The 24,267-nt window shown below is 44.2% G+C and carries 22 protein-coding genes; 10 read left to right on the forward strand and 12 right to left on the reverse strand.

What is annotated here, in order from left to right:
- Positions 1 to 209: 209 nt before the first annotated feature.
- Positions 210 to 1,598 (reverse strand): flavocytochrome c, encoded by a 1,389-nt coding sequence (locus tag FD12_RS04545; RefSeq protein ID WP_054747792.1) that lies wholly within the window; start codon positions 1,596 to 1,598, stop codon positions 210 to 212.
- A 122-nt stretch (positions 1,599 to 1,720) separates the two neighbouring features.
- Between FD12_RS04545 and FD12_RS04550 the strand changes: the two genes are divergently transcribed.
- Positions 1,721 to 2,404 (forward strand): GTP pyrophosphokinase, encoded by a 684-nt coding sequence (locus FD12_RS04550; protein WP_054747794.1) that lies wholly within the window; start codon positions 1,721 to 1,723, stop codon positions 2,402 to 2,404.
- Between the two features lie 196 nt (positions 2,405 to 2,600).
- Here FD12_RS04550 and nadC read toward each other — a convergent pair whose 3' ends face one another.
- The 3 genes from nadC to FD12_RS04565 all read right to left on the reverse strand — a co-directional run bounded on the left by nadC (position 2,601) and on the right by FD12_RS04565 (position 5,941).
- Positions 2,601 to 3,440: a carboxylating nicotinate-nucleotide diphosphorylase gene (gene nadC / locus FD12_RS04555; protein ID WP_056981929.1), complete on the reverse strand. Its 840-nt coding sequence runs from the start codon at positions 3,438 to 3,440 to the stop codon at positions 2,601 to 2,603.
- Entirely contained in the window at positions 3,433 to 4,620 is a 1,188-nt protein-coding gene (locus tag FD12_RS04560) for an MFS transporter (RefSeq protein WP_054747798.1), read from the reverse strand. The genes nadC and FD12_RS04560 overlap by 8 nt, the downstream gene beginning before the upstream one ends.
- Positions 4,621 to 4,747: 127 nt before the next feature.
- A complete protein-coding gene (locus FD12_RS04565; RefSeq protein ID WP_054747800.1) occupies positions 4,748 to 5,941 on the reverse strand; it encodes an oxidoreductase in 1,194 nt (397 codons plus the stop codon).
- A 139-nt stretch (positions 5,942 to 6,080) separates the two neighbouring features.
- Between FD12_RS04565 and FD12_RS04570 the strand changes: the two genes are divergently transcribed.
- The 8 genes from FD12_RS04570 (at position 6,081) to FD12_RS04605 (ending at position 15,760) form a co-directional block, all read left to right on the forward strand.
- Positions 6,081 to 6,944 (forward strand): fructosamine kinase family protein, encoded by an 864-nt coding sequence (locus FD12_RS04570; protein WP_056981931.1) that lies wholly within the window; start codon positions 6,081 to 6,083, stop codon positions 6,942 to 6,944.
- A gap of 411 nt (positions 6,945 to 7,355) precedes the next feature.
- Entirely contained in the window at positions 7,356 to 8,051 is a 696-nt protein-coding gene (locus FD12_RS04575) for a response regulator transcription factor (RefSeq protein WP_056981932.1), read from the forward strand.
- Positions 8,052 to 8,061: 10 nt separating this feature from the next.
- Complete coding sequence (locus FD12_RS04580) at positions 8,062 to 9,468, forward strand: sensor histidine kinase (protein ID WP_056981933.1); 1,407 nt, start codon at positions 8,062 to 8,064, stop codon at positions 9,466 to 9,468.
- Between the two features lie 87 nt (positions 9,469 to 9,555).
- Complete coding sequence (locus tag FD12_RS04585; protein WP_307725448.1) at positions 9,556 to 10,203, forward strand: VTT domain-containing protein; 648 nt, start codon at positions 9,556 to 9,558, stop codon at positions 10,201 to 10,203.
- A 437-nt stretch (positions 10,204 to 10,640) separates the two neighbouring features.
- The gene (locus FD12_RS04590; RefSeq protein ID WP_054747802.1) at positions 10,641 to 11,582 is read left to right on the forward strand and encodes a glycosyltransferase family 2 protein; all 942 of its coding nucleotides are present in this window, start codon (positions 10,641 to 10,643) and stop codon (positions 11,580 to 11,582) included.
- An 18-nt stretch (positions 11,583 to 11,600) separates the two neighbouring features.
- Positions 11,601 to 12,266: a phosphatase PAP2 family protein gene (locus FD12_RS04595; RefSeq protein ID WP_056981934.1), complete on the forward strand. Its 666-nt coding sequence runs from the start codon at positions 11,601 to 11,603 to the stop codon at positions 12,264 to 12,266.
- On the forward strand, positions 12,263 to 14,842 hold the full coding sequence (locus FD12_RS04600; protein ID WP_056981937.1) for a YfhO family protein: 2,580 nt from the start codon (positions 12,263 to 12,265) through the stop codon (positions 14,840 to 14,842). The genes FD12_RS04595 and FD12_RS04600 overlap by 4 nt, the downstream gene beginning before the upstream one ends.
- A gap of 99 nt (positions 14,843 to 14,941) precedes the next feature.
- The gene (locus tag FD12_RS04605; RefSeq protein WP_054747810.1) at positions 14,942 to 15,760 is read left to right on the forward strand and encodes a COG4705 family protein; all 819 of its coding nucleotides are present in this window, start codon (positions 14,942 to 14,944) and stop codon (positions 15,758 to 15,760) included.
- A gap of 149 nt (positions 15,761 to 15,909) precedes the next feature.
- Here the strand turns inward: FD12_RS04605 and FD12_RS04610 are convergent, their stop codons facing one another.
- Positions 15,910 to 16,623 (reverse strand): MerR family transcriptional regulator, encoded by a 714-nt coding sequence (locus FD12_RS04610; protein ID WP_054747812.1) that lies wholly within the window; start codon positions 16,621 to 16,623, stop codon positions 15,910 to 15,912.
- A gap of 189 nt (positions 16,624 to 16,812) precedes the next feature.
- Here FD12_RS04610 and FD12_RS04615 point away from each other — a divergent pair, with 189 nt between their 5' ends.
- Entirely contained in the window at positions 16,813 to 17,229 is a 417-nt protein-coding gene (locus FD12_RS04615) for a YhfC family intramembrane metalloprotease (protein WP_263862405.1), read from the forward strand.
- A 162-nt stretch (positions 17,230 to 17,391) separates the two neighbouring features.
- On the opposite strand, the gene FD12_RS04620 is transcribed toward FD12_RS04615, so the two are convergent.
- From FD12_RS04620 to sufC, 7 genes are read right to left on the reverse strand one after another with little or no spacing between them, the layout of a single operon-like run.
- Positions 17,392 to 18,663, reverse strand: coding sequence for an NRAMP family divalent metal transporter (locus FD12_RS04620; RefSeq protein ID WP_056981939.1), 1,272 nt, complete (start codon positions 18,661 to 18,663; stop codon positions 17,392 to 17,394).
- Between the two features lie 17 nt (positions 18,664 to 18,680).
- Positions 18,681 to 19,004, reverse strand: a complete 324-nt coding sequence (locus FD12_RS04625; RefSeq protein WP_056981941.1) for a metal-sulfur cluster assembly factor — start codon at positions 19,002 to 19,004, stop codon at positions 18,681 to 18,683.
- Between the two features lie 11 nt (positions 19,005 to 19,015).
- Positions 19,016 to 20,419 carry a Fe-S cluster assembly protein SufB gene (sufB, locus tag FD12_RS04630; protein WP_054747818.1) on the reverse strand — a complete coding sequence of 468 codons (1,404 nt, stop codon included), beginning with the start codon at positions 20,417 to 20,419 and terminating at the stop codon, positions 19,016 to 19,018.
- The gene (gene sufU, locus FD12_RS04635; RefSeq protein ID WP_056981943.1) at positions 20,412 to 20,867 is read right to left on the reverse strand and encodes a Fe-S cluster assembly sulfur transfer protein SufU; all 456 of its coding nucleotides are present in this window, start codon (positions 20,865 to 20,867) and stop codon (positions 20,412 to 20,414) included. The genes sufB and sufU overlap by 8 nt, the downstream gene beginning before the upstream one ends.
- On the reverse strand, positions 20,854 to 22,092 hold the full coding sequence (locus FD12_RS04640; RefSeq protein ID WP_056981945.1) for a cysteine desulfurase: 1,239 nt from the start codon (positions 22,090 to 22,092) through the stop codon (positions 20,854 to 20,856). Before FD12_RS04640 ends, sufU begins: the two co-directional genes overlap by 14 nt.
- Positions 22,073 to 23,365 carry a Fe-S cluster assembly protein SufD gene (gene sufD, locus FD12_RS04645; RefSeq protein ID WP_056981947.1) on the reverse strand — a complete coding sequence of 431 codons (1,293 nt, stop codon included), beginning with the start codon at positions 23,363 to 23,365 and terminating at the stop codon, positions 22,073 to 22,075. Before sufD ends, FD12_RS04640 begins: the two co-directional genes overlap by 20 nt.
- A 1-nt stretch (position 23,366) precedes the next feature.
- A complete protein-coding gene (sufC, locus tag FD12_RS04650) occupies positions 23,367 to 24,185 on the reverse strand; it encodes a Fe-S cluster assembly ATPase SufC (protein WP_056981949.1) in 819 nt (272 codons plus the stop codon).
- Positions 24,186 to 24,267: the final 82 nt, after the last annotated feature.

Genomic DNA, 24,267 nt, shown 5'->3' on the forward strand with positions numbered 1-24,267 from the left:
AAATAGTAAGTTTGACTTTCTATAGGAATAGGCGTTTTGATCCCAGAATTTAACGAGAAAAACCAGTTATTCCAACATCAGGAATAACTGGTTTTTTCTTGTTAAATGGCCGGGATCAGCCGTTTGTCGCAGCTTTTATCTGAGTATCGGTGGTGATCCAAATGATGGTTACTGATTGGGAATCAACATATTCCCCAGCCTCTTAATGCCTATTTAATGTATTTTGCTGCTTGCCGACCCGCTTGTAGCCCAAATACCACCGTTTCAGCGATTGAATTACCGCCGATTCGATTATTGCCATGGAGTCCGCCGACCACTTCACCGGCTGCAAATAACCCCCCGATGATATTGCCGTCATTGTTCACAACTTGTGTTTTCGGCGTGGCTTTAACCCCACCCATGGTGTAATGAACTGCCGGAGCAATGTGAATTGAAAAATATGGTCCGTGATCAATTTCCCGGTTCATTCCAGTTGTCCGGCCAAACTGTGGGTCGTGCTTGCTGGCAACTGCTTGATTCCAATCTGAAACTGTTTTTTCTAGATTATCAGCCTGCAGACCAGTCGTGGTTGCAAGCTCAACCAGCGTTTCGCCCGACTTTACCAATCCCACGTGGTCATAAAAATCAATTGCCTTTACCCGATCACGGATCCCCTGATCAAAAATGAGGTAGGCACCGCCTTCGTCGAGTTGATTGATGGCCGCGGTCACCTTATCACGAGTCGTCAGCTCATCTACGAACCTTTGGCCGGCTTGATTGACCAGGATTGCCCCTTCACCCCGAACAGTTTCACCGATCAAATAAACGTGATCCGTGTCCTGCTGAACCGTAGGGTGCACCTGGACTTGATCCATATCCACCAATTTGGCGCCAACTTGTTCAGCTAAATAGATGCCATCACCAGTATTGCCGGGTTGATTGGTTGTCTTATACTTCACCAAATCCGGCCGATACTTTTTAAGTAATTTGGGACTCGCTCCATAGCCGCCGGTAGCGAGAATAACCGCAGGAGCAGTAATGATGGCCTCACCATTTTTGGTCGTAATCTTCACGCCACTGATCCGACCATCAGCCTCATTCAACTTCGTTACGGTCACACCGGTAAAGACTGGAATCTGCTCGTCCGCAATCCGTTTCAATAGGCCACTTACCAAAAAGGCCCCAACTGGTGCGGTGGAACTTGGCCGATGTGCTCGGGGAACGCTCATTCCACCGGTTGTCGTTAAGTCATCTAGCTTGATGCCTTCATCAGCCAGCCACTTAATCGCATCAGCACCATTTGCCGTAAAGTATTTGAGCAGGTCCTGATCATTGGTTTTGCCTCCACCGACAAACGTTTCATCGTAAAAGTTCTGAACGCTGTCCTTGATGCCATGTTCTTTTTGAACAAAGGTTTCAGCCGCGTTCATTCCTGAGGAAGCGCGCTTAGTATCGCCACCCAGCGTTGGCATCTTTTCTAAAACAACGGGATTTTTGCCTAATTTGTGAGCTTCCAAAGCAGCGGTTAATCCGGCGCTTCCGGACCCGATGATGATGATATCGTATGTATCCTTCAACTGTTCAATGTTGGTCGGTTTAAAGATGAATTTGTTGGCCATATGAGTTCTCCAATCTAAGTTATTAAGCGTATTTCGAAAGTGGTTACATAATTATATTATTCTAAAGTGCTACCAATTGGAAGATGTATAATCAATGTATTAGAAATTAATGAGGTGACGACATGATACTTGAACGCAATAATTTTCCAAACGTCAGACAAATTACCAGAGAATTGAATCGATCTGGATTAAAGGATCAAATTGGCGACTTCAAAGGCCTAATCGCCATCTACCAGCTCCGCCATGCTGGTGCAAATGAAATCGGCACCAAGCTTGAGAATCTAGATGATGAGTATTCAGTGAATTACGACCACAATCCAATTCACCACATGGAAGAGCGAATGAAGAGCGTTAACAGTCTGCTACGGAAAGTTCAGAAGAAGGGCTATCCGTTAACGATTGAAAGCATCGACAAAAACATCCACGACATTGCTGGGATCCGGGTGGTCACCAACTACATCGAGGATATTTATAAAGTTGAAGATGCGCTTGTCCGGCAGTCAGACGTTACGTTGCTCAAACGTAAAGACTACATCCAAGATCCCAAGCCAAGTGGTTATCGAAGTTTGCACATTGTGGTTTCCGTTCCCGTTTTCCAGTCCAACGGTGTTTTTGATGTGCCGGTTGAAGTCCAAATTCGCACAATTGGCATGGATATGTGGGCGAGTCTGGAACACAAACTGCGTTATAAGACTAATGTCCCAGCCGATAAAGTCGCCAAGCACACCGCCAGCCTGCAGAAATATGCCGGTGAACTTTACGATATTGAAAGTCGGATGCAAGAAATTTTCAGGGATTTAAAATAATGATCATCGAAAATGGACGGGGCATATATTAATTTTCAATCGATGATCATTCACCGTGGCTACTTGGATGAAAGCTGCGACAAACGGCTGATCCCCGCCATTTAAGCCAAAAAAAGTAATGCATTTAAAAACTCCAGAATGCATTACTTTTTTGGCTTAAATTCTGGGATCAAATCGCCGATTGTCCCAGTCTAGACTATTTTTTAATCGCCCCAGCCACCAAAAAACTAATATCAAGTGGTGACACGTCATTAGTTAAGTTTCCGATTGAAATATAATCAGCACCACAGCCCTTGAAGCGGCTAATGGTTTCTTCAGTTATGCCACCGGAGGCTTCAATCTTGATTGAATCAGGAACCAGCTGCCGCCACTCTTTAATGGTTTCCGGTGACTGGTTATCAAACATAATCACATCGGCACCAGCTTCAACTGCCGCCATTAATTCGACTTTAGTTTCCACTTCGATTTCAATAGGGGTTAGCGGTCCAACGTTCTTATGAGCAATGGCCAAAGCTTCTTTCACTCCACCGGCCAAAGCAATATGATTGTCTTTTAACATAACCGCACCCGTTAAATCAAACCGATGATTGAAGCCACCACCGGCAGAAACAGCGTACTTGTCGAATAACCGCAAACCAGGAGCCGTTTTACGAGTATCGGTTACTTTAATTGTCGAATCGTCTAAGCGTTTAATGACATCGGTAGTTTTGGTGGCAATCCCACTCATTCGCTGCATCAGATTTAAAATCACTCGTTCCCCGGTTAAAAGGGTTGCTGCTTGACCTTCGACTTTACCAATCACCATTCCCTTGGCTACCGAATCACCATCTTTAATCAGCGGGGTGTAGCTTGCTTTGCCAAGCAAGTCATAGGTACTTTGCGGAATCATTTGACCGCAAACAATCCCAGCTTGTTTGGCGATAAAAGAACCGTTAATGACCTTTGAACCATCAAAGTATTCAAGGCTTAGATCGCCAAAATTAATATCTTCTTTGAGAAATTCCGTAATCTTCTCTTTCAACAAAATGTTATTCATCCCGATCGCCTTCCCTAGCCGTGGAAACTGGTAGGCTTAATACCGCAATTGCCCCAATTACCAGTGAAACCATAAAAATCAGGAAAACAATATTGACGCCAATTTGGTGATCCATCAAAATCCCAACGAGTAGTGGTCCGATAATTGCGCCGATTCGGCCAATCCCTTGAGCAATTCCGGTCATGGTTCCCCGGATTGTACTTTCATAAAGATCCGGCGTCAGCGCAATAATGGCCCCATATGCACCAAGGTTAAAGAATGACAAAATGCAGCCGGCAATCACAATCATTATCGCGGTGGTCGACTGACCAAACATAATTGCCCCGACGGCCGTTCCCAGCATGTAAATCGAAAAGACATACTTCACTTTCATTCGTTTAGCCAGCCAAGACGCACAGAAGTAACCCGGCAATTGCGCCACAACAATGATCGTTGCATAGCCAAAACTGTTAACGATCCCGTATCCCTTGTCCACTAAAATACTCGGCAGCCACATAAACATCCCATAGTAACTAAACATCACCATAAACCAAGCCAGCCACAATGTGAGCGTCCAAGGCTTAAACTCCGCTTTAACGGTTGCCCGCCATTCATGGGACTGTTTGGGAACCACATGAGTTTCGTGAATATGCCGTCTAAGCACCAATGCGAATAAGCCGGCTAAGGCAGTCAGAACCAAGATCCCGCGCCACCCTAATACTGGTGCAAACAGCAACGACAGAAACGAAGCCAATAACCAGCCAACTGCCCAAAAACTGTCGGCTAAAATCAACATCTGGGAGCGCTTAGTCCCATGATAAATATCCGCAATATAAGTGGCGGCAACGGGCAACTCACCACCAAGGCCCATCCCAACAACAAATCGAATAGCTAAAAATAGATAAAATCCGGGTGCGGCAGCGAGCACTAAATTCCCAATCGAAAAAGTCAACAACGTGATGATCAATGTATTCTTCCGGCCAATTCGATCTGCCAGGCTACCGAAATAGAAGCCACCGCAAATCATTCCCACCGTACTAATTGAACTAATCAGGCCAGTTTGAGAATTGGTCAACAACCATTCTTTATGAACGATTGACATGATAAACGACAACAAGCCAACGTCCATGGCATCAAACATCCAAGCCGTTCCGATAATCAGGAAGGTAAAGGACGTTGATCTTTGATTCACATGATCCATGATGATAAACTCCTTTCCTGTTTAAAAGTAAAAATTACTTTTATCTGGGCAAAATTAAAGTACAATTTACTTTAAAAAGAGAATACCCCTTTCATGTGAAAAGTTCAAGAAGAAATGTCCAATATCCTTACACCGGTCGTCTTGGAATGAGTCCCTTTCTCCCGTGCATTCCGATGCAGGCCGCAATTGCCCGCCAGCCATTGGTGTAAAGCTGAACTGGTTTGCCTGTCGCAATTCTTCTAGCTTGCTGCTCACAGTAACTGGTAATCATGAGCGACTTATACTTGGCATCCAGCCGCTTATTGCCTGTAGTAAAACCAACCGTAACTGGTTGATAACGGTCATGGAGAATCCGGTTGGGCAGATCAGTAGCAACCACTGCAGCCGTGCAAATGCCAATCATATCAGTATCTTTGCGCCCCAAAGCTTCTTCCATCGTTGAAATATTCTTAAAGCCACCACTAATGACGATTGGCACATCGACCAGTTGATGGATCATATGGGCATACCCGGAAAAACCCAGTTCAGAATTTTCGTAGTTATCACCGGCAATTTCAATTAGGTCGATTCCAAGATCGCTCATTTTCTGAATAACAGCGGTCATCTCATCTTTGGTGAACCCATTTAGGCTAAGATCGGTTAGACTCAATTTAAGACTAATCGGAAACCGCACACCGCAACTCTCACGGATCCCTTGGTAAATCTCGATTAAAAAGCGCATTCGGTTTGCGAAAGTTCCGCCGTATTCATCGGTCCGTTGGTTTGTGCTTTTAGAGAGAAACTGGGTAATTAAATACCCAAACGCCCCGTGGAGCTGAACCCCGGTGAAGCCAGCCAGCTGAGCGATTTCAGCCGCATGGATATACTTGGCAATGATTTTGCGAACTTCATCGGTGCGCAATTCTCGTGGCTCGTAAAAATACGATCGGTTTGGTCCAGTCACGCGAATTGGACTGGGGGAAACAGGTTGTTCCGAGAAGATCCGGGGTGATTGGCGGCCGGGATGGTTAAGCTGAAGCCATAATTGAGTCCCATTCGTTCTTCCTGCCTCAGCCCAACGACTCAGAGCCGTTCGATCAGTTTGATCATCCACAACCACATTTCCGGGCTCAGCCATTGCTTTACGATCAACCATAACGTTTCCGGTCACAACAATTCCAGCTCCACCCAGCGCCCACTGATGGTATAAACTGGCGATCGCTTTGGTAGGTTGGCCATCTTCTCCAGCCATTGTTTCGCTCATTGCCGACTTAAAAAATCGATTCTTAACGTTGATTCCACTTGGCAGCCGTAGTGGCTTCGCAATTTGTAGGTAACTCATTGGGAACTCCTTTCTATTCAGTGCTTGATTAGTTGAATCAATCTTACCCCGAAAAAATAATGGATTCAATCCAATTTACCAGTAACCATTTACGAAACTCGGATCAATCAACTACAATGTAGCCAGAGGTGATGAATGAATGGATAAACAATGGTTATCACAATTACCGATTTCAAATATTACGAAACTGGTTCGAGTTGGCGGCGGTGACGTTAACAACGCGTACCGGCTTGAAGCAGGCGATGAAACTTACTTCCTGTTAACCCAACCACACCAACCGGCAACTTTTTACGCTGGCGAAATTGCCGGCTTAAAAGACTTCGAAAAAAATGACATTCTCGCACCAAGAGTATTAGGCAATGGTCAAATTGATGGCGATGCCTACCTGCTCCTCAACTACTTGGAACAAGGTCAGGGCAGTCAGGCAGACTTGGGCGAACTAGTTGCAAAACTCCATCACGTTCACAGCAAGAATGGCCAATTCGGTTACAATCTCGGTTATGTCAGCAATGATGAGAGTTTCGACAATAGCTGGACAGATTCCTGGAGCGACCTGTTTGTTAATCGCCGTCTCGACAAATTACGCCAAATGATCCTCGACAAACATCTATGGACTCAGCGTGACGACGATAAATATCAACGGGTGCGTCAAGTCATTTTGGCTGCTTTAGCTGAGCACCAAAGTGAACCTTCGCTGCTGCACGGTGACCTTTGGGGCGGCAACTACATGTTCCTCGCAGATGGTCAACCCGCTTTGATCGATCCGGCCGCATTTTACGGCGATCGCGAATTTGATTTGGGAATTACCACGGTCTTTGGTGGTTTTGATGCCGACTTTTACGCCGCTTATAACGCCGCCTACCCACTAGATCCCGGGGCCAATCAGCGTCTTAATTTTTACCGACTCTATTATCTGATGGTCCATACTAATAAGTTTGGATCAATGTATAAAAGTGGTGCTGATGCGGCGATGAACCAAATCTTGGAAAATGCAAGGGCGTGATTCTTAGCTCCCGATCTTCAACTTAAGAAGATGCTTTCCAACTATCTTGACGGAGAAAAATGACCAGTCCCTTCTTATGATAGTTTCCAAAAATGATTCTGATAAATTCTCAGAATCATTTTATTTAACTTCGCTAGTCATTAATCATTTACTGTTTTATGATGTCACTAATAATACCAGAATGGTCATTATGAACTGACCACTAATTTCTAACGATCAGACAACTATCTCTGGAATTGCCGACTTTTTGACTAATGATCGTTCATTTTTCCTTGCCTTGACAGTCCATTTCAACTAATTTGATACTGCGCCCACGTCCCAACTAGGAGGTTGAGGCAAATTTAACGCATTGAGATCAATTTCACCCACCGTTGTCTTTATTTTAACTATCAAAAAATGAGGGGATCACTTGTGACAAATACAATTTTATTAGTCGAAGATGAGGAAGCTTTGAGCTCTTATTTGGTCACTGAACTACAATTTGAAGATTATCAAGTTTTTTTAGCCAAAGATGGCGAGCAGGCGCTGAATCTCTACGATAATAACCGAGGGACACTGGACCTTATTATCCTAGACTGGATGTTACCAAAGTTAGACGGACTGGAAGTTCTCCGAAGAATCCGGAAAAACGATGATATCCCCGTTATCATGATGACTGCCCGAGATTACATTGGCGATAAGGTGGCTGGCCTTGACAGTGGCGCCGATGACTATATCACCAAGCCATTTGAAATCGAGGAATTACTGGCCAGAATTCGGGTCATCCTTCGTCATGAAAATCGCCATCCTCAAGAAAGCTCTCTTTATACGGTGGAGGACTTAACGTTAAATACCAAATCTCGGCAAGTAACTCGTGGTAATAACTTAATTCAATTAACCCAGCGTGAATATGAGTTGCTTTTGACGCTTATTCGACATGGCGGCGAAACGCTGACCCGTGATGAACTGCTTGATTCTGTCTGGGGAGTTGATTTTGAAGGCCAACCCAACGTGGTGGACGTGTATATTCGCTATCTTCGTAACAAAGTCGATCGTAACTATCCCCACCAGCTGATTCATACCGTGCGCGGAATTGGTTATGTCCTGACCGGCAATTATCAAGAATAGGAGAACTTAGTTGTCAAAAAAACAAAATCGAACTACTTCTCAAGCCATTCGTCATAATTTTATTATTCTGTTTACTTTTTTTGCCCTATTTACTGGAGCAGCAGTTGTCACCGTTGTTGGGGTCAATTTAGTCCATCAAAGCCAGACTGAATCAGTCGAATTACTAAAAAGTCTCAATCGATCCTTCATTGATGATAAGCCTGACTGGAACCAATGGCGGCGAAATAGTAGCATCAACACCCAAAATACCTATGTACGGGTAACCGATAAGCTTCATTCAAGCGGTGAATCTAAGCTCTTTTACTCAAAGGGAACTCAACATTTCTTATCACTTAAACAAACCAAACTTTCCAAACTGTTACATTTACCGTTTATTCCGGCACTTGTTTACACCAAAGACTATGGTATTTTATATTATCGCAGTGGCATTAGACATGGTGCACAAAAAGATATTCGCTCAGAAATCTGGTTAAGTTTGACACCAATTGTCAATACCCTGGTTTCCGTCATGTTGGTCGTTTTAGTTGTCCTAATAATTAGCCTACTTTTAGGTTGGTGGCTGATTTCCTTAGTTGCAAAACGGTTAACGCGATCATTAGAAATGCTTCAGTCAACCGCCCGTGACCAAAGCAAATCGGTTGTCGCAGTTGAAAGCTTGTTACCAGTTCCGGATACCCCACTGGAGGTTCGCGAACTTTCAATGAGCTTCAACGAATTACTAACTGCCATTATTGATAACAATAAAAAAGAAAAAGCCTTTATTTCTAATGCATCCCATGAATTACGAACCCCCATCGCCGCAATTCGGGGTCACATCTCGCTCGTCAAGCGACGGGGCAAACAACATCCAGAAATCATCGATCGTTCCCTGCATTTTATTGACGATGAGTCTTTAAAGATGCAATCACTCGTGAATAGTTTATTGGTCTTATCAAGAGCCGATAATGAAGTTGTCCAAAAGAGCTACTTTGACTTGGCAGGAATTGTGAATGAAACGGTTGAAGAACAGCGGGTCGTTATCAAGCAAGCCATTGAAGCTTCGGGCAAACAGCCGGCAGTCGTTTACGCCAACCAGACCAACATTTCCCAAATTATCTCAATTCTGATTGACAATGCCGGTAAGTATTCCCCAGAGGACTCTAAAATTAGGGTTCTGATCGTAAAAAAGGCTGCTGTTACCATCCTCTCAGTTCAGGATCAGGGGCCTGGCATTCCAGATAACGACAAGCCCCATATTTTTGATCGCTTTTATCGTGGTGATCCTGCCCATAACAGTGAAATCAATGGCAACGGCCTGGGCTTAGCGATTGCCTCTCAACTCGCCAACTTGAATGATATTCAGATCACTGTAGCCGATGTCCAGCCACACGGGGCAAGCTTTAACCTTCTCTTTACTAATGCCAGTCCCAAGAAATGATCTGAGATTCTATCAGATAACGCTCATCAAATGACCCGTTAACTTTTCTTGAAAAGCATTTATGCTGACCTCATTAAATTAAATGAGGTGACTATTTTGATAACATCCATACTTGCAGCTGATTTTCACTTAAACGTCCTCATTCCATCACTCATGGCCAGCTTTGGACCCTGGATATATGGACTACTCTTCTTGTTGATATTCTCAGAAACCGGCTTGGTCATAACACCATTTCTTCCTGGAGACTCGGTTTTATTTTTATGTGGATCACTGGCAGCTCTCAGTCATTCACTCAATATTGTCCAACTAATTATCATCTTATCAATTGCTGCGACGGTGGGTGACTTCATCAATTTCAAGCTGGGTAAACACTTTAGCAGAAGAATTACGGCCTCCCGGTTATTATCAAGACTTCTCAATCCGCAAAGACTAAGAAAAGCGCAAACCTTTTTTACTCATCATGGGAACGCCGCCGTCTTTTTAGGCCGCTTCATCCCCATTATTCGGACCGTCATTCCGTTTACCGCCGGAATGAGTCAGATGCAGACAAAAACTTTTACAAAATATAACATTGCCGGTGGGATTACGTGGGTCATGTTCACAACCCTTAGTGGCTTTTTCTTGGGAACAATTCCTTTTGTAAAAGCCAACTTCGAATTGATTACGGTTGGTGTCGGCATTATCTCGTTGATTCCAATTGGACTTACTTTGATAAGAAAGCAACTGACGATTTAACTCAATTTAATGATCAATTAGGACAATTCGCCCAACATTTAACAAACAGACTGCGACAATTGGCGTTTTGATCCCAGAATTTAACGAAAAGGACCAATTATTCCTGATTTTGGAATAGTTGGTCCTTTTTAGTAAATGGCGGGGATCATCCGTTTGGCGCAGCTTTGATCTAGGTGGTGACGGCGATCTAAGTGAATGATCATCAATTAAAAAGTAGTATATGTCCCGGCCGCTTGTTAAATGATCAGAATAATGTCATCACTTTTCAAACCATACACAAGTCTCCCTAGTCGGCCAACCATTAAGGCTATCTGATAAATTCTCAGATTATTCTTTTTTTCGGTCTGTATTCCAAACTCTCCGCAAGTCTTACTCTGTATCTGTTAGTTAATCCATCAGATTATAGCTGACTAAACGAATCATGAGGAGGCTTTTTTATGACCCTGATTTCACTTGTTATCCCCTGCTACAACGAACAGGAATCCATTCCGATTTATTTCAAAACAGTCGCCACAATTTTAAATGACTTTCAAAAGGAATATCCAATGTATGAATGGGAATATTGGTTTATCAATGATGGCTCCAATGATAGCACTAAAAATGAATTAACCAAGCTCAATGTTGAGCATCCCCAAACCGTTCATTATATTGATTTCAGTCGTAACTTTGGTAAGGAAGCGGCATTATTAGCTGGACTGGCTCAGGCAAAGGGAGAATATGTCTGCGTCATGGACGTTGATCTCCAGGATCCACCGGAACTAATTCCCCAGATGATTAGGACGTTGGCAACTACCGATAATGATATTGTCACCGCCCAACGCATCGACAGAACCAGCGAACCAAAAATCCGCTCGTTTTTGGCCGATGAATTCTATGCAGTCATGAACCATATCTCAAAAGTTAAAATTGCTGCCGGCTCTCGAGACTTTCGAATGATGAAGCGCCCAGTCATCACAGCCATTCTTTCGATGCCAGAGTATAACCGTTTTTCAAAAGGCATCTTTAGTTGGATCGGCTTTAAAACGAAGATTCTTGAATACCGTCATCGAGATCGGGTTGCTGGTAAAACCCATTGGTCCATGAAGCAGCTCTTTGCCTACTCGATGGAGGGGATCATGGATTTTTCCAATGTTCCGCTGGCAATTGCAACCTGGCTGGGAATCCTTTTACTAACGAGCTCTTTGGCTGGCTTGACCACCATTTTCATTCAGGCCGCCTTTTTCCATACGGTAGTTGCAAATTGGCTGGGTTATACCTTGGTAATTGCGCTAATCGGTGGCGTTCAGCTTTCTTACTTAGGAGTTGTCGGCGATTACATCGGAAAAATCTACTTAGAAACTAAGCAACGACCCCACTATATTATTCGAGATAAGCACTAACAATTAAGGAGAAATATGATGCAACTAGAAAAAAGAATCGCCCATCCCTACATGACGATCGGCTGGGCACTATTCATTATCCTCTCCATCGCTATTTTCTTGGGAAACTCGCCATTGATTTTCTTCGATATGGATACCCTCAACTATTTTGGCCATTACATCACATCCCAACGAACAGCCCTTTTTCAAATGGTTGCGATGACCGGAAGCCCCATAATTACTGGCTTATTATCAATCGGGCTGGGAATCATTCTTTGGCATTCCCACCAAATTTATGAATCGCTGATCACCATCACCACTACCGTAACGGGAGACATCGTTGGCTTGTTAATTAAACTGATTATCCAACGGCCCCGTCCAACCACACTCATTATTAATTCATCAGGATATAGTTTCCCCAGCGAGCACGTAATTGGTTCGGTGATCTTTGTGTTTACGATCATGGCATTTGGGCTAAAACTGCTGTCTTCGGTTCGCCTGAGAATGTTCACCGGGATGGTCCTACTATTTTGGCTCGGGCTGGTTGCCATTTCAAGAATGTATCTTCAAGTTCATTACCCCACAGATGTCATCGGCGGAGCCCTGTTCGCTGTTCTATGGTGTGAAACCATCCTGACAGTCTTTCGGCAAAAACAGCTGGATTTAACTCAACTCATCAAGTCAAAGCGAGGAATTCAATCATGAGACTTGAAACGTCAAAGCCACGACTCCGATCAATTGTGATCGCTTCGGGCACTCTCTCACTCATCTGTATAAGCATTGTTCTAGCAATTTTTCAAATCACGCCGTTCGGCAGCCAGAACTTATTAATTGGCGACATGGGTGCTCAATACTCACCGTTTTTTAGCTACTTACGCCACGCGATCATGACAAACCAGTTTTCATTTTTCTCATTTTCAGCTGGAATTGGTGAGAACGTATTTCCACTAATTTCTTACTATCTATTTAGCCCATTTAACTTACTCCTGTTACTTTTTTCGACCAGTCAGGTACCCACGGCCGTTACCTATATCCTCATATTGAAAATCACTGCCATTGCTATGACCATGAGCTTTTTCTTATCCAGCCACTTTAAAAGGACTGACTGGATGATCGTGACTTTTGCGGTAGCGTTTAGCCTATGTGGCTATATCACTGCCAATTTCGTCAATATCATGTGGTTGGACGGATTGATTTATTTACCCCTCGTTTGCCACGGAATCGATCGGATAGTCAACCACAAAACGGGCACCCAACTCTTTATCTGGCTGACTATCTGTATTCTTTCAAATTATTACATTGGCTACATGGTTGGTATTTTTTCCATCATCTATGCGATTTCAAGTGTGATTATGGCAACTCATGGCGGCTTCTCACTCAAGCAATTCGTTAAACCTTTTGTATTGACAGAGGTTTGTGCAATTTTAACAAGTTCAGTTGTCCTGTTGCCTTCCGCACTGGGAATGTTACAAACCGCTAAAACGGCACCGAAGAGCATTTCCAGCTTAACCTACGCGAGCAGACCCCAATTTGGCCCAGAAATCTTTTCCGGAATCGGAATTGGCAGTCAGACCTACACGAATCGGCTGCTTCATTCGCCAGCTATCTTTTCTTCAATTGCAATCAGCCTGCTGGTTTGTGCCTATTTTGTTCAACCGTCAATTTCTCGCCGCCATAAATTAGGAACCGGCTTTTCATTGATCATCCTTATTTTGAGTATGCTCATTGGCCCGATTAACCTTGCTTGGCATATGTTTAGCGAACCATCTGGGTCCCCATTTCGATATTCATTTTTGTTAAGCTTCGTGATGGTGACGATGGCTTATGAGTCTTGGATTAACCATCCAAACTTGATCCCCAATCGGGCCAAGCTGCTCATTATGGCTTTGGTCATAAGTTTACTTGTAGCAGGATTTCTGTTTATCAGATGGGGGAGTTCTAGTCCCCTGAACAGTTATTTGGCCTTGCAACCAAACTCTTTTCCTATTTTGATAGTGAATATCGGGTTAGTTCTCGTCTTCTCAGGGTTCCTATTCCTTTCAAACCAACGACTTTATCAGCTAGCCGTCGGAATCCTGGTATTAGCGGAAATGGGAACCAATTTCATTTACACATTAAGAAGTGAACCCTTTGGGAATCAACAAACCTATCAGGATACTGTAACCCAAGAATCTAAGAAACTATCCCCTTACACGAATCCTCAGCCAACTCTTTATCGGATCAATGTAATGAGCAGTCAATTAGCTCCTGCATTTCAGGAAAATTACCTTGGTTACAATGATGCAATGCTCTTTAATTTCAACGGCATTCAAGAATATAGTTCCACTCTAAATGAATCGACCCGGGAAACGTTAAAAATGTTTGGCCTGTTCAGTAAAAACCAACGAAGAATCAGCAACGCCGGGATTACCGCCATTGCCAACATGCTTCTTGGCGTGAAATACACCATCAGCAAACCTTCATTGCCTAAACTGAATCAGACATATATTGGAATGGGGTTCCCCGTGTCTAATCAATTCATGACCGCTAAGCTCAGGCAAGGCTATATTTTTTCAAATTTAGAAACAATTCTCCAAAGTATCAACCGCTCTTCAACGCCTTACCTCATCAAAGCACCGATTGTTCAACAGAAGCGGTCTCAAACGAGTGGAGCAGACCATTTTCGATACAGTTTTAAAATTAACCCCAAGGTCAGCGGTCCTTTATATTTGGATACCTCTGACAAGACCTTTGATTATTCAACGATCACAATTAACGGAACCCATCTTTCAACGATCTCAAATACACTTCATAAACGGTATTTAGTCAAACTGGGTTCAGTAAAAAAAGGTGTCCCGCTAATCGTAAGTGGAAGCACTCAGGATCGTGGCCTGGCTAAAAGGGTTCACTTTCAAAGCTTGAACACGGCTCAATTAAAACAATTAGCAGCCAAATTAGCCACTGAATCTTTTCAGCCGACAATGAGGCAGAACCAGATTCACGGCACCATAACCCGGACAAACTCAAATCAGAACTGGCTATACACAGCTATTCCATATGATGCTGGTTGGTCCATTAAAGTCAATAATCGCCAAGTTAGTTATCGAAAGGTGCTCCGGAATTTCATTGCAATCCCCCTCAAGACAACCACCAGTAAAATTAGTATGGTATACCACGTTCCTGGCCTAATGAGTGGTGTCCTCATCTCACTGTTCGGCCTGATCAGTTACTTTAGTCATGTCATTCTTACCGTTATTTTACCGAAGCAAAAATGGCGCCATCTAGGCCAAGCAACAAACTAAGTAATGGCGTGCAGTTCCTTTAATTGTCCGCATATTTATTGTTCATAACGCCGTCGTTAGCTCCTACCCTAAATTCCTCAAAAAGATAAGGTGAAAAAGATGAAACAAACACTTGAAAACAAGGTTCCCGCAATCACAATGATATTCTGGCTGGCCAAACTCATCTCAACGATGTTAGGAGAATCAGCGTCCGACTTCTCAACCCAACTTTTTGGGCAAACAAATCAGACGCTTGGCGAACTCTTTACAGTCGGCTGGTCATTCTCACTTTTCTTAATATTCTTATCGCTTCAAATGCACACCAACAAGTACCAACCAATCTTCTATTGGAACTCAGTTGGCCTACTAGCTGTATTTGGGACATTTTCAGCGGATACCCTCAAATCACTCACGGGTCTTCATTACATGGAAACAACGTTAATCTTTGCTGCTCTGTTGATCATCTTCTTTGCGGCATGGTACATCACCACAAAAGACCTGTCTATCCACCGAATTATTTCCGGAACGCAAGAAACTTTTTACTGGCTGACAGTCGCTGCTACCTTCATGTTGGGAACAGCTGCTGGAGACTGGCTTGCAACGTCTAGATCGGGAAGCTACAATGTCGATTCAAGCGGACTTGGGCTCGGCTTCTTGAACACGGGATTACTACTAGGATCATTATTTGTCATGATTCTTGCTTATCGCCTCATATTCCGGCCGAAAGAAAATAGTTTTGCGGAGATTGCTTCCTTCTGGTTGGCTTACACCTTAACCCGTCCAGTTGGTGCGAGCTTTGCAGACTACTTTGGTTATAACTTTGATAAAGGAATCCTTGGCAACGCAGGGATGACAGTGATTGGATTAATCCTATTTAGCGTTGCAGTCATTATCCTCAATAAAGATGCTTATCAACGGTCGCTAGTTGCTCATAGCTAAGGACATTTGGATTGTGAATTACACTAATAGAGCCAGCTTAAAAATCTCAAAACAAGATTTTTAAGCTGGCTCTATTAAGTAGTTCCTGTAGCCTGCCGCTTAACTGGCTGGCTTACTTGCTGCTTACCGGTTAGTCCAATGTGTGCCGCCTACTTTATTGTTTCCACACAATAGCCATGATACCCACAATGAGTACAGGTCAGCTTGCGCGTTTTGGGCGTGTGTTTTGCAAAAAGGAAGTCCATGCGATTCGGTTGAAATGTCTCGTGACAATTTGGGCAGATGTAGCGGGCACTCCGATAATAAAGGCGAACCAGCCAGATTGCGATGATAATAATCACTGGTAGCCCCATGAGTGCTGGCAGCCAGTTGCCCGCAAATAGTCCGATTCCGATCGCCCAAATTTCAATGACGTCTATGATGAGACCCCAGAATAACAAAGTTCTGTGAAGCTGTTTCAGTTTAGGCTGACTTGCCATCATATTTTCGATGCCGGCCAAATCTTTTTGAGAGATCAGCGCCAAGTCGGAGAGACTATCTTGAACCTGCTTAATTGTCTTCAGTTGGTCAGCGGCGATCGTTTGGCCATGTTTGAGCTTTTGTTCTTGTTGTGCTAACAGCAGTGAGAGCACCTGATTGGCATTTTCCTCTGACAAAACCCCTTTGATTGTCGCTAACTGCAACCCCATTGACTTGAGCAGTAAGATTAATCGCAGCGTTTTGAGTTCCTTATCAGTATACAATCGGCGGCCACCATCAGAAATCGTGGTCGGATTTAAAATCCCTTTTTGATCATAATACTGAATCGTCCGAACTGAGACGCCACCTAACTTTGCAAATTCTCCCGTTGTGTATGTCGACATCGTTTTCACCTCCTGATTCTGTTATACGTTATCACGCGACGTCATGAGCAAGTCCAAAATTAAACTTTCAAAATTTTAAAACTAACCGCAAACCAAAGGCAAACCAATCGGAAACTTGGCTGGTATAATTCTCAATTGCTATGATCGATTGCTATGAATTACCAAATATTTATATTGCGATAATAGGTAATCTTCGTTGGGGCGATGAGTATGGTTAACTACCTGGTCATCAGTACTGGTATCAATGCTCACAACCCGAAGATTTTAGCGGCAATTCCCAACAGTTTGGTTCAATCACTTACTTCCAATACCGGTTGGTTAATTTCTGCAGCGATCATTGAGCGGTTGTTCGCGTTGTGGATTCACTTATCATTATCAGTCTTAGTTTGGATTGCGGTCAACCACGCCGCTAAGTTTTGGCTCTATCCCTTGGCGATCTGTTTTCATGCCGCTGTCGATATCCCAGCTGCAATGCACCAAACGAATTTACTTGCCAGTCCATCAGTAACCCTCATCCTAACCATTATTTTGACTATTTTGCTTGGTTGGTTTGTCTATTGGTACGCTCACAAACTGGGCCTTCATTTCACCACTCAAAAGGCATAAAGTCACCGGATTATGATTCAACTATTAATCAAGAAAGGCAACCACTCCGAGAAAACTCGAAGAATGGTTGCCTTTCTTTGTTAAACGGTTAAATTGATTTTTTAATGTAAATTTTAACTAAGCAACTTTCATTCGTCCAATTTTAACAGTGGCGTAACCAGATTACCACAGGCCAACCGTTGGTCCTACCATGTACACACCAAAAGCCATCACAACTAAACACAAACTCGTAACAGTGTACTTATACCAACCGTGCATCCGATACTTCTTTGGTAGTGCTTTGGCTTCCAGCATCAGCAAAAGGCCCAACACAACTGGCAACATTAATGCGTTTAAGACTTGGACGAAGACCGCCATTTGAACCATCTCAACGTTGGCCAGCACTAAAACTGCGCCAATTACATGGGCCAAAATATAAATAGTGTAAAAGCCGGCACTCTTGCGGTCAAATTTTTCGTTTAAACTATGTTTCCAGCCAAGCACTTCGGTGATTCCCCAAGTTCCCGCCAGGGCGACGACCAAGGCAGCAACCAGGGCACCACCCATGATGCTGACACCGATCAGGATTTTAGCGGTATCGCTGCCGATAAACGGTCCTAAAGCTGATGCTAAATCACCCACTGAACTTAGTGGAGCATGCGAGCCAGTCCGGCCAATCGTCGCAGCAAACACGACCACAAAGAGGATCATAATGCCTTGAGTCAAAAAGGTGCCAATTAACGTATCGTGCTTCGCTTTTTTAATGGCAGCCATATTCAACCGCTTATCAACCACGGCACTCTGCTGATAAAAAATCATCCAGGGCATGATAACCGCTCCAACGTTGGCAGCGACCAAATATATGTAAGATGAATGTTTCCAAGGAATCGTCATCAGGCCATTTGCCATTTCTGACAAATTAGGATGAATCAAGAAGATGGCCCCAATGAAAGCCAGCTCAGCCAAGCCAACCAGCACCCCAATTTTTTCAGTTCGCCGATAACTACCGGTAAATGCCACGGCGATCAGTAAAACTGTGGCGATTGGAATCGTGATCCATTTCGAGATGCCAAATAATTCGCCAACGCCGGCAATGCCGACAAATTCCGTCAGTAAGGCGCCCACTGCCGAAACGGCCAGTGTTCCGGCAGAAACCCACGCCCAAAATTTGCCAAAGTTCTCCCTAATCAAGGCGCCGTGGCCCTTGCCGGTGACAATGCCAAGGCGGACAGTCATTTCTTGGGCCATATAAAGAATCGGAATCAGCAGTAGCTGCGGTAATACCATCGCATACCCCCACTGAGCACCGGATTGGGCCGCGGTAATCAAACAACCGGCGTCTGTATCAGCCAGCATCACAATTAGCCCCGGCCCCCAAACTTTAAGCCAACGGCCTACCTTTTCTTTGAGGTCTGTATCGAGGGTTGAATTTGTTACAGTTGTTGCTTCTTTCATAGAGTCACTCCCATCCGTTAGTGAATCCCAAGTTCCAATTTGGCTTCCCGAGACATCTTGTCAATTGACCAAGCTGGCTCCCAAACTAAATTAATTTTGACGTCCTTGACCTCATCGAAGCCCATTAATTCTTCATCAATGGCTTCATTCAAATAATCGGTCAATGGGCAGCCAGCGATCGTTAAGGTCATTGTGACCGTACATAAGCCCTGATCATCTAGTTCAACGTTATAAATAAGGCCTAGATTAACGATATCAATCGTTAATTCGGGGTCAACCACGTTTTCTAAAACGGACATTGCCCGGTCTTTAAAGGATCTTTTTTCATCTACTTCACTCATTTTGTGACCTCCTATCCAATTGAGCCTTCCATTTCAAAACTAATCAGGCGGTTTAATTCCACCGCGTATTCCATTGGTAATTCCTTGGTGAAGGGTTCAACGAAACTCATGATGATCATCTCGGTGGCCTTAGCTTCTGAAATCCCACGGCTCATCAAGTAATACAGTTGCTCTTCAGAAATCTTGGAAACCTTGGCTTCGTGTTCCATTGACACATTGTTATTCAAAATTTCGTTATAGGGAATCGTATCACTCGAGGATTTATCATCCATGATAATCGTGTCACATTCAACGTGGGCAAATGAGCCGTCTGAGTGGCGGCCAAATTTGATTTTGCCCCGATAGTCCACTGCCCCGCCGTCCTTGGCAATTGATTTGGAAACAACTGAGGAAGAGGTATTCGGCGCATTGTGAATCATCTGAGCACCAGTATCAGAATCAATATTTTTACCAGCCACCGCAATTGACAGCATAGTACCCCGAGCACCCTCACCATTTAAATAAACGGAGGGGTATTTCATGGTCACTTTGGAGCCCAAGTTCCCGTCAACCCATTCCATAATGGCGCCTTCAAGTGCCTGAGCCCGTTTGGTTTCCAAACTGTAAACATTGTTTGACCAGTTCTGAATCGTTGTGTAGCGGCAATAAGCGTGAGGCAAAACGTTCACCTCAACCACTGCGGCATGAAGGCTGTCACTCTTATAGGTTGGTGCCGTACAGCCCTCAACGTATTCAACGTGAGCGCCTTCGTCAACGATAATCAGGGTTCGTTCAAATTGGCCTGAATTCTCGGCATTCAATCTGAAGTATGCCTGAATTGGGGTCGTCAAGGTGACACCCTTTGGGACATAAATAAACGTGCCGCCGGACCAAACGGCCGAATTTAAAGCCGCGTATTTATTATTCGTCGGCTTGATTAACTTGCCAAACCATTTCTTGAATAATTCGGGATATTTTTGCAAAGCCGTATCGGTATCCGTAAAGATGATCCCCAGCTTCTCAAACTCTTTGACCATGTTGTGGTAAACCACTTCGGACTCATACTGAGCCGATGAGCCGGCCAAATACTTTCGTTCAGCTTCTGGTACCCCGAGGCGGTCAAAGGTTGTTTTAATCTTATCGGGCACGTCATCCCAATCCCGATACTTCTTATCCGTCGCTTTTTGATAAAACTTCATATTAGCCAAATCCAATTTCGTCAAATCTGGGCCAAATGAAGGTTCTGGCATTTTAAGATAAGCGTGGTAAGCGGCCAATCGATAATCCAACATCCACTTTGGTTCGTGCTTTTCAGCGGAAATTTGGCGGACAATTTCTTCAGTCAGGCCTTTACCGGTAGAATATACCGGCTTAACGTCATCGTGAAAGCCATATTCGTAATCCGTATCCTTTACAATTTCTGACACATCAGTCATGGGCAGTCGCTCCTTTCTCATCTAGTAATTCATCCAGTGCGTGCCAAGCCAGGGCCGCACATTTTATTCTGGCAGGGAATTCAGCAACCGAACCAACCAAGGCCGCGTCGCCCAATTCATCATCATCTTTTTCGCTGACTTCTTCACCTGTAATCAAAGCTGAAAAGGCCATGATCAGCTCCCGCGCCCGTTCAACGGATTGATTCATCAGCACCGTTGTCATTAGGCTGGCAGAAGCTTGGGAAATGGTGCACCCACTGCCTGCGAATTTCAAATCAGCGATCTTATCATCGTCAATCTGAACGGAAACGCTGATCACGTCCCCACAAGTTGGGTTGCGCAACTCCATCACCCCGGTTGCATCGGCCAGCTCACCCCGATTTCTGGGATGCTGGGCATGATCCAAAATCACTTCACGATATAGTTGATTTAATTTAGCTAATCCCATCGGCAAAGAACTCCTTTACTGCCGTAACCGCTTGAATAAATTTATCCGCATCAGCTTGGGTATTGTAAAAATAAAAGCTGGCCCGCGCCGTGGCGGTCACGTTCAAATATTCCATTAATGGTTGGGCACAATGATGACCTGCTCGAACAGCAACTCCTTCCATGTCCAATCCGGTTGCCACGTCGTGGGGATGCAGGCCAGCCATGTTAAAAGCCAACACGCCAGTATGCTTGTTAGGATCGTGGGGACCGTAAACTGTGACCCCATCGACTGCTAAGAGCTTTGGGAGGGTATAGGCAACCAGTTCGTGCTCATAAGCGTGAATGTTGTCCATCCCCAATTTTGTTAAATAATCAATGGCACTTCCCAATGCAATTGCGCCGCTAATATTGGGAGTTCCAGCTTCAAACTTCCAAGGTAATTCAGTCCAAGAAGCATCTTGGTGATGCACAAAGTCAATCATTTCACCACCGAATTGAACGGGTGGCATCATTTCCAATAAGTCTTGTTTACCATAAAGCACGCCAATGCCTGTGGGCGCCAACATTTTATGACCTGAAAAAGCATAAAAGTCGACGTCCAAATCCTGAACATCAATTTTCATATGTGGAGCAGCCTGAGCGCCATCAGCGATCATATACGCGCCGTGTTGATGGGCAATTTGAGCCAATTCCTTAATCGGATTGACCACTCCCATGACGTTGGCAGCTTGGGCAATCGCCACAATCTTGGTTTTATCGGTGATCTGGCGACGGGCACTATCCATGTCCAATTCACCGTCAGTGGTCAAATCGATATATTTCAGGGTTGCGTGCTGCTTTTGAGCAACTTGTTGCCAAGGGACGATGTTACTGTGATGTTCCAATTGGGAGATGACAATTTCATCGCCTTCATTGACCACCAAATTGCCGAAACTTGAAGCAACCCAGTTCAAACTTTCGGTAGTCGAACGGGTATACACAATTGATTTTCGGTTCGCAGCGTTAATAAATTCGGCTACCTTATCACGGGCCGCTTCATAATGATCGGTTGCTCGCTCAGCCAACGTATGGACGCCCCGGTGAACGTTGGCATTGTCATTTTGATAATAACTGACAATCGTCTTTAAGACTTGATTAGGCTTCTGAGTGGTTGCCGCATTGTCTAAATAAACAAGGGGCTCACCATTAACCTGTTGGTCTAAGATTGGAAAATCTTTTCTTGAATTATTCAGTCCCTTGTCCATTGACTAACTTCCTTTCAATCATTGCCACCATCTGGTCCCTGACTTCAACCATTGGGATGTCTGACAAAACGACGCCTAAAAATCCACGGGCAACTAATCGTTGAGCAACTTCTTTGGTTAAGCCTCGACTCATCAGATAGTACAGCTGATCCTGGTTAATCCGGCCAACACTGGCAGCGTGACCGGCAATCACATCATTTTCGTCAATTAACAAAATTGGGTTGGCATCCCCACGGGCTTTCGGCGATAACATCAATACCCGGTTCTCTTGTTGCGCCTTTGAACCATGGGCACCCTTGATAATTTTACCGATACCATTAAAAACCAATGATGACGCACCAAGTAAAATGCCTCGTTGAAGAATGTTGCCTTCAGAGTGGGCAGCGTAGTTGGTCACCTGGGTATCGATTCCCTGCGTCTGACGATCGGTCGAAATCGCAACCGTCTGCATTTCTGTATGAGAACCAATGCCAACTAAATCGGAATCAAAATCGGCGATCGTATTACCATCGTTGAACAAACCAATTGTCCAATCAATTCTGGCATCTTTTTCCAGATAACCACGCCGATTGATGTAAGCATGGGTCTGGGTCGCCAACGAATCCAAAGCAGAAAATTTAACGTAACTACCATTTTCAGCAACAATTTCCACCATAATATGGGCAGGATTGGCAACTTCACCAACCGTTGCCGATCGTTGAAGGACTTTGAAACGGCTGTTTTCGCCGGCAACGATGACCGTATGGTTAATGAAATTAGTTGCTTGGCGACTATCTTGGAATTGAAGCAGGTTAATCGGATCACTAATTTCAACATCATGGGGAACATAGAGAAATGCACCACCGTTGATTAAGGCTGCATCCACCGCAACTAGCCGATTTTCATCGAAATGAATCGATTTGGTAAACAAGTATTGTTTGACGAGGTCCGGGTGTTCTTGAATGGCGGTCTGCATATCACAGAGGATCACGCCTTTTTTCTTGAGCTCGTCATTTAAGTCTAATTTGGCAACAATTTGGCCAATCGTTGCTAAATGGTAATTTTTGGCTTCTTCGGTGACTTCTTTAGGAACCGAAACATTGACACTGGGATCTGCAGCTAACTTCAATAATGGCCAACTATGGTAGTTAATTTTCGCAAACACTGGCATTTCAAGTGATTCAATTTTTCCCCAAGCCCGCTGGCGTAAGTCGGCCAGCCATTTGGGCTCGTTGGCGAACGTTGAACTTTTTAACAACGCCGGATTCATATCCAGAACAGCTGATTTTAGCATTCTATCGACCTCCGTTTCCTGCAGGCACATCCTCGTCAACCAGGTCGACATCCAGGCCAAATTCATCTCGTAAGCCAGCATACCCCGTCTTTTCAAGTTCTTGAGCTAATGAGTCGTCTCCAGTCTTCACGATCCGGCCACCCATCATCACGTGAACTTGATCGGGATGAATATAGTTCAATAGGCGTTGGTAGTGGGTAATCATCAAGACGCCAAAGTCAGGACTCTTCATTTCATTAACCCCTTTTGAAACAACTTGCAGGGCATCAATGTCTAGGCCGGAGTCAATTTCGTCAAGAATAGCGAACTTAGGTTTAATGGTCATGAGTTGAAGAATTTCATTTCGTTTTTTCTCACCGCCAGAGAAGCCTTCATTCAAATACCGTTCGGCCATATCATCTGACATGTTTAAAATACTTAAGTTTTTATCGAGTTCCTTTAAGAAGGCGCGAACTGAAATGGGATCGTCTTCTGGGCGGGTGGCATTAACCGCTGCCCGCATAAATTCTGAGTTGGTAATTCCTTTGATTTCGGCTGGATATTGCATTGCCAGAAATAGCCCGGCGCGCGCACGTTCGTCAACCGTCTTGTCGAGCAAGCTGACACCGTCTAAAGTGACATCGCCTTGGGTGACCAAATATTTTGGATTGCCCATAATTGTTTCGGATAACGTTGATTTACCGGTTCCGTTAGGTCCCATGATGGCGTGGGTTTCGCCCGTATTCATGGTTAAATTAACGCCCTTAAGAATTTCTTTTGTTGTCTTAGCCTCCTCATCGGCCACACTGACGTGAAGATCTGTTACTTGTAAAGTTGCCATGGTGGGTAATCCCCTTTCATTATGTAAATTGACAAATCAAATTCTCTAACCTGACATTTTGACGAATTGTTCAGTTTATGAG

Source organism: Lentilactobacillus rapi DSM 19907 = JCM 15042, assembly GCF_001436255.1.
In the GTDB taxonomy this organism is placed as follows: domain Bacteria; phylum Bacillota; class Bacilli; order Lactobacillales; family Lactobacillaceae; genus Lentilactobacillus; species Lentilactobacillus rapi.

Excerpts from the sequence above, each read along its gene's own strand:
- FD12_RS04605 (WP_054747810.1), top strand. The coding sequence starts at position 14,942 with ATGAAACAAACACTTGAAAACAAGGTTCCCGCAATCACAATGATATTC.
- sufC (WP_056981949.1), bottom strand. The coding sequence starts at position 24,185 with ATGGCAACTTTACAAGTAACAGATCTTCACGTCAGTGTGGCCGATGAG.
- FD12_RS04595 (WP_056981934.1), top strand. The coding sequence starts at position 11,601 with ATGCAACTAGAAAAAAGAATCGCCCATCCCTACATGACGATCGGCTGG.
- FD12_RS04625 (WP_056981941.1), bottom strand. The coding sequence starts at position 19,004 with ATGAGTGAAGTAGATGAAAAAAGATCCTTTAAAGACCGGGCAATGTCC.
- FD12_RS04640 (WP_056981945.1), bottom strand. The coding sequence starts at position 22,092 with ATGGACAAGGGACTGAATAATTCAAGAAAAGATTTTCCAATCTTAGAC.
- sufD (WP_056981947.1), bottom strand. The coding sequence starts at position 23,365 with ATGCTAAAATCAGCTGTTCTGGATATGAATCCGGCGTTGTTAAAAAGT.
- sufB (WP_054747818.1), bottom strand. The coding sequence starts at position 20,419 with ATGACTGATGTGTCAGAAATTGTAAAGGATACGGATTACGAATATGGC.
- FD12_RS04590 (WP_054747802.1), top strand. The coding sequence starts at position 10,641 with ATGACCCTGATTTCACTTGTTATCCCCTGCTACAACGAACAGGAATCC.
- FD12_RS04610 (WP_054747812.1), bottom strand. The coding sequence starts at position 16,623 with ATGTCGACATACACAACGGGAGAATTTGCAAAGTTAGGTGGCGTCTCA.
- FD12_RS04545 (WP_054747792.1), bottom strand. The coding sequence starts at position 1,598 with ATGGCCAACAAATTCATCTTTAAACCGACCAACATTGAACAGTTGAAG.
- FD12_RS04560 (WP_054747798.1), bottom strand. The coding sequence starts at position 4,620 with ATGGATCATGTGAATCAAAGATCAACGTCCTTTACCTTCCTGATTATC.
- nadC (WP_056981929.1), bottom strand. The coding sequence starts at position 3,440 with ATGAATAACATTTTGTTGAAAGAGAAGATTACGGAATTTCTCAAAGAA.
- FD12_RS04550 (WP_054747794.1), top strand. The coding sequence starts at position 1,721 with ATGATACTTGAACGCAATAATTTTCCAAACGTCAGACAAATTACCAGA.
- FD12_RS04620 (WP_056981939.1), bottom strand. The coding sequence starts at position 18,663 with ATGAAAGAAGCAACAACTGTAACAAATTCAACCCTCGATACAGACCTC.
- FD12_RS04600 (WP_056981937.1), top strand. The coding sequence starts at position 12,263 with ATGAGACTTGAAACGTCAAAGCCACGACTCCGATCAATTGTGATCGCT.
- FD12_RS04565 (WP_054747800.1), bottom strand. The coding sequence starts at position 5,941 with ATGAGTTACCTACAAATTGCGAAGCCACTACGGCTGCCAAGTGGAATC.
- sufU (WP_056981943.1), bottom strand. The coding sequence starts at position 20,867 with ATGGGATTAGCTAAATTAAATCAACTATATCGTGAAGTGATTTTGGAT.
- FD12_RS04570 (WP_056981931.1), top strand. The coding sequence starts at position 6,081 with ATGGATAAACAATGGTTATCACAATTACCGATTTCAAATATTACGAAA.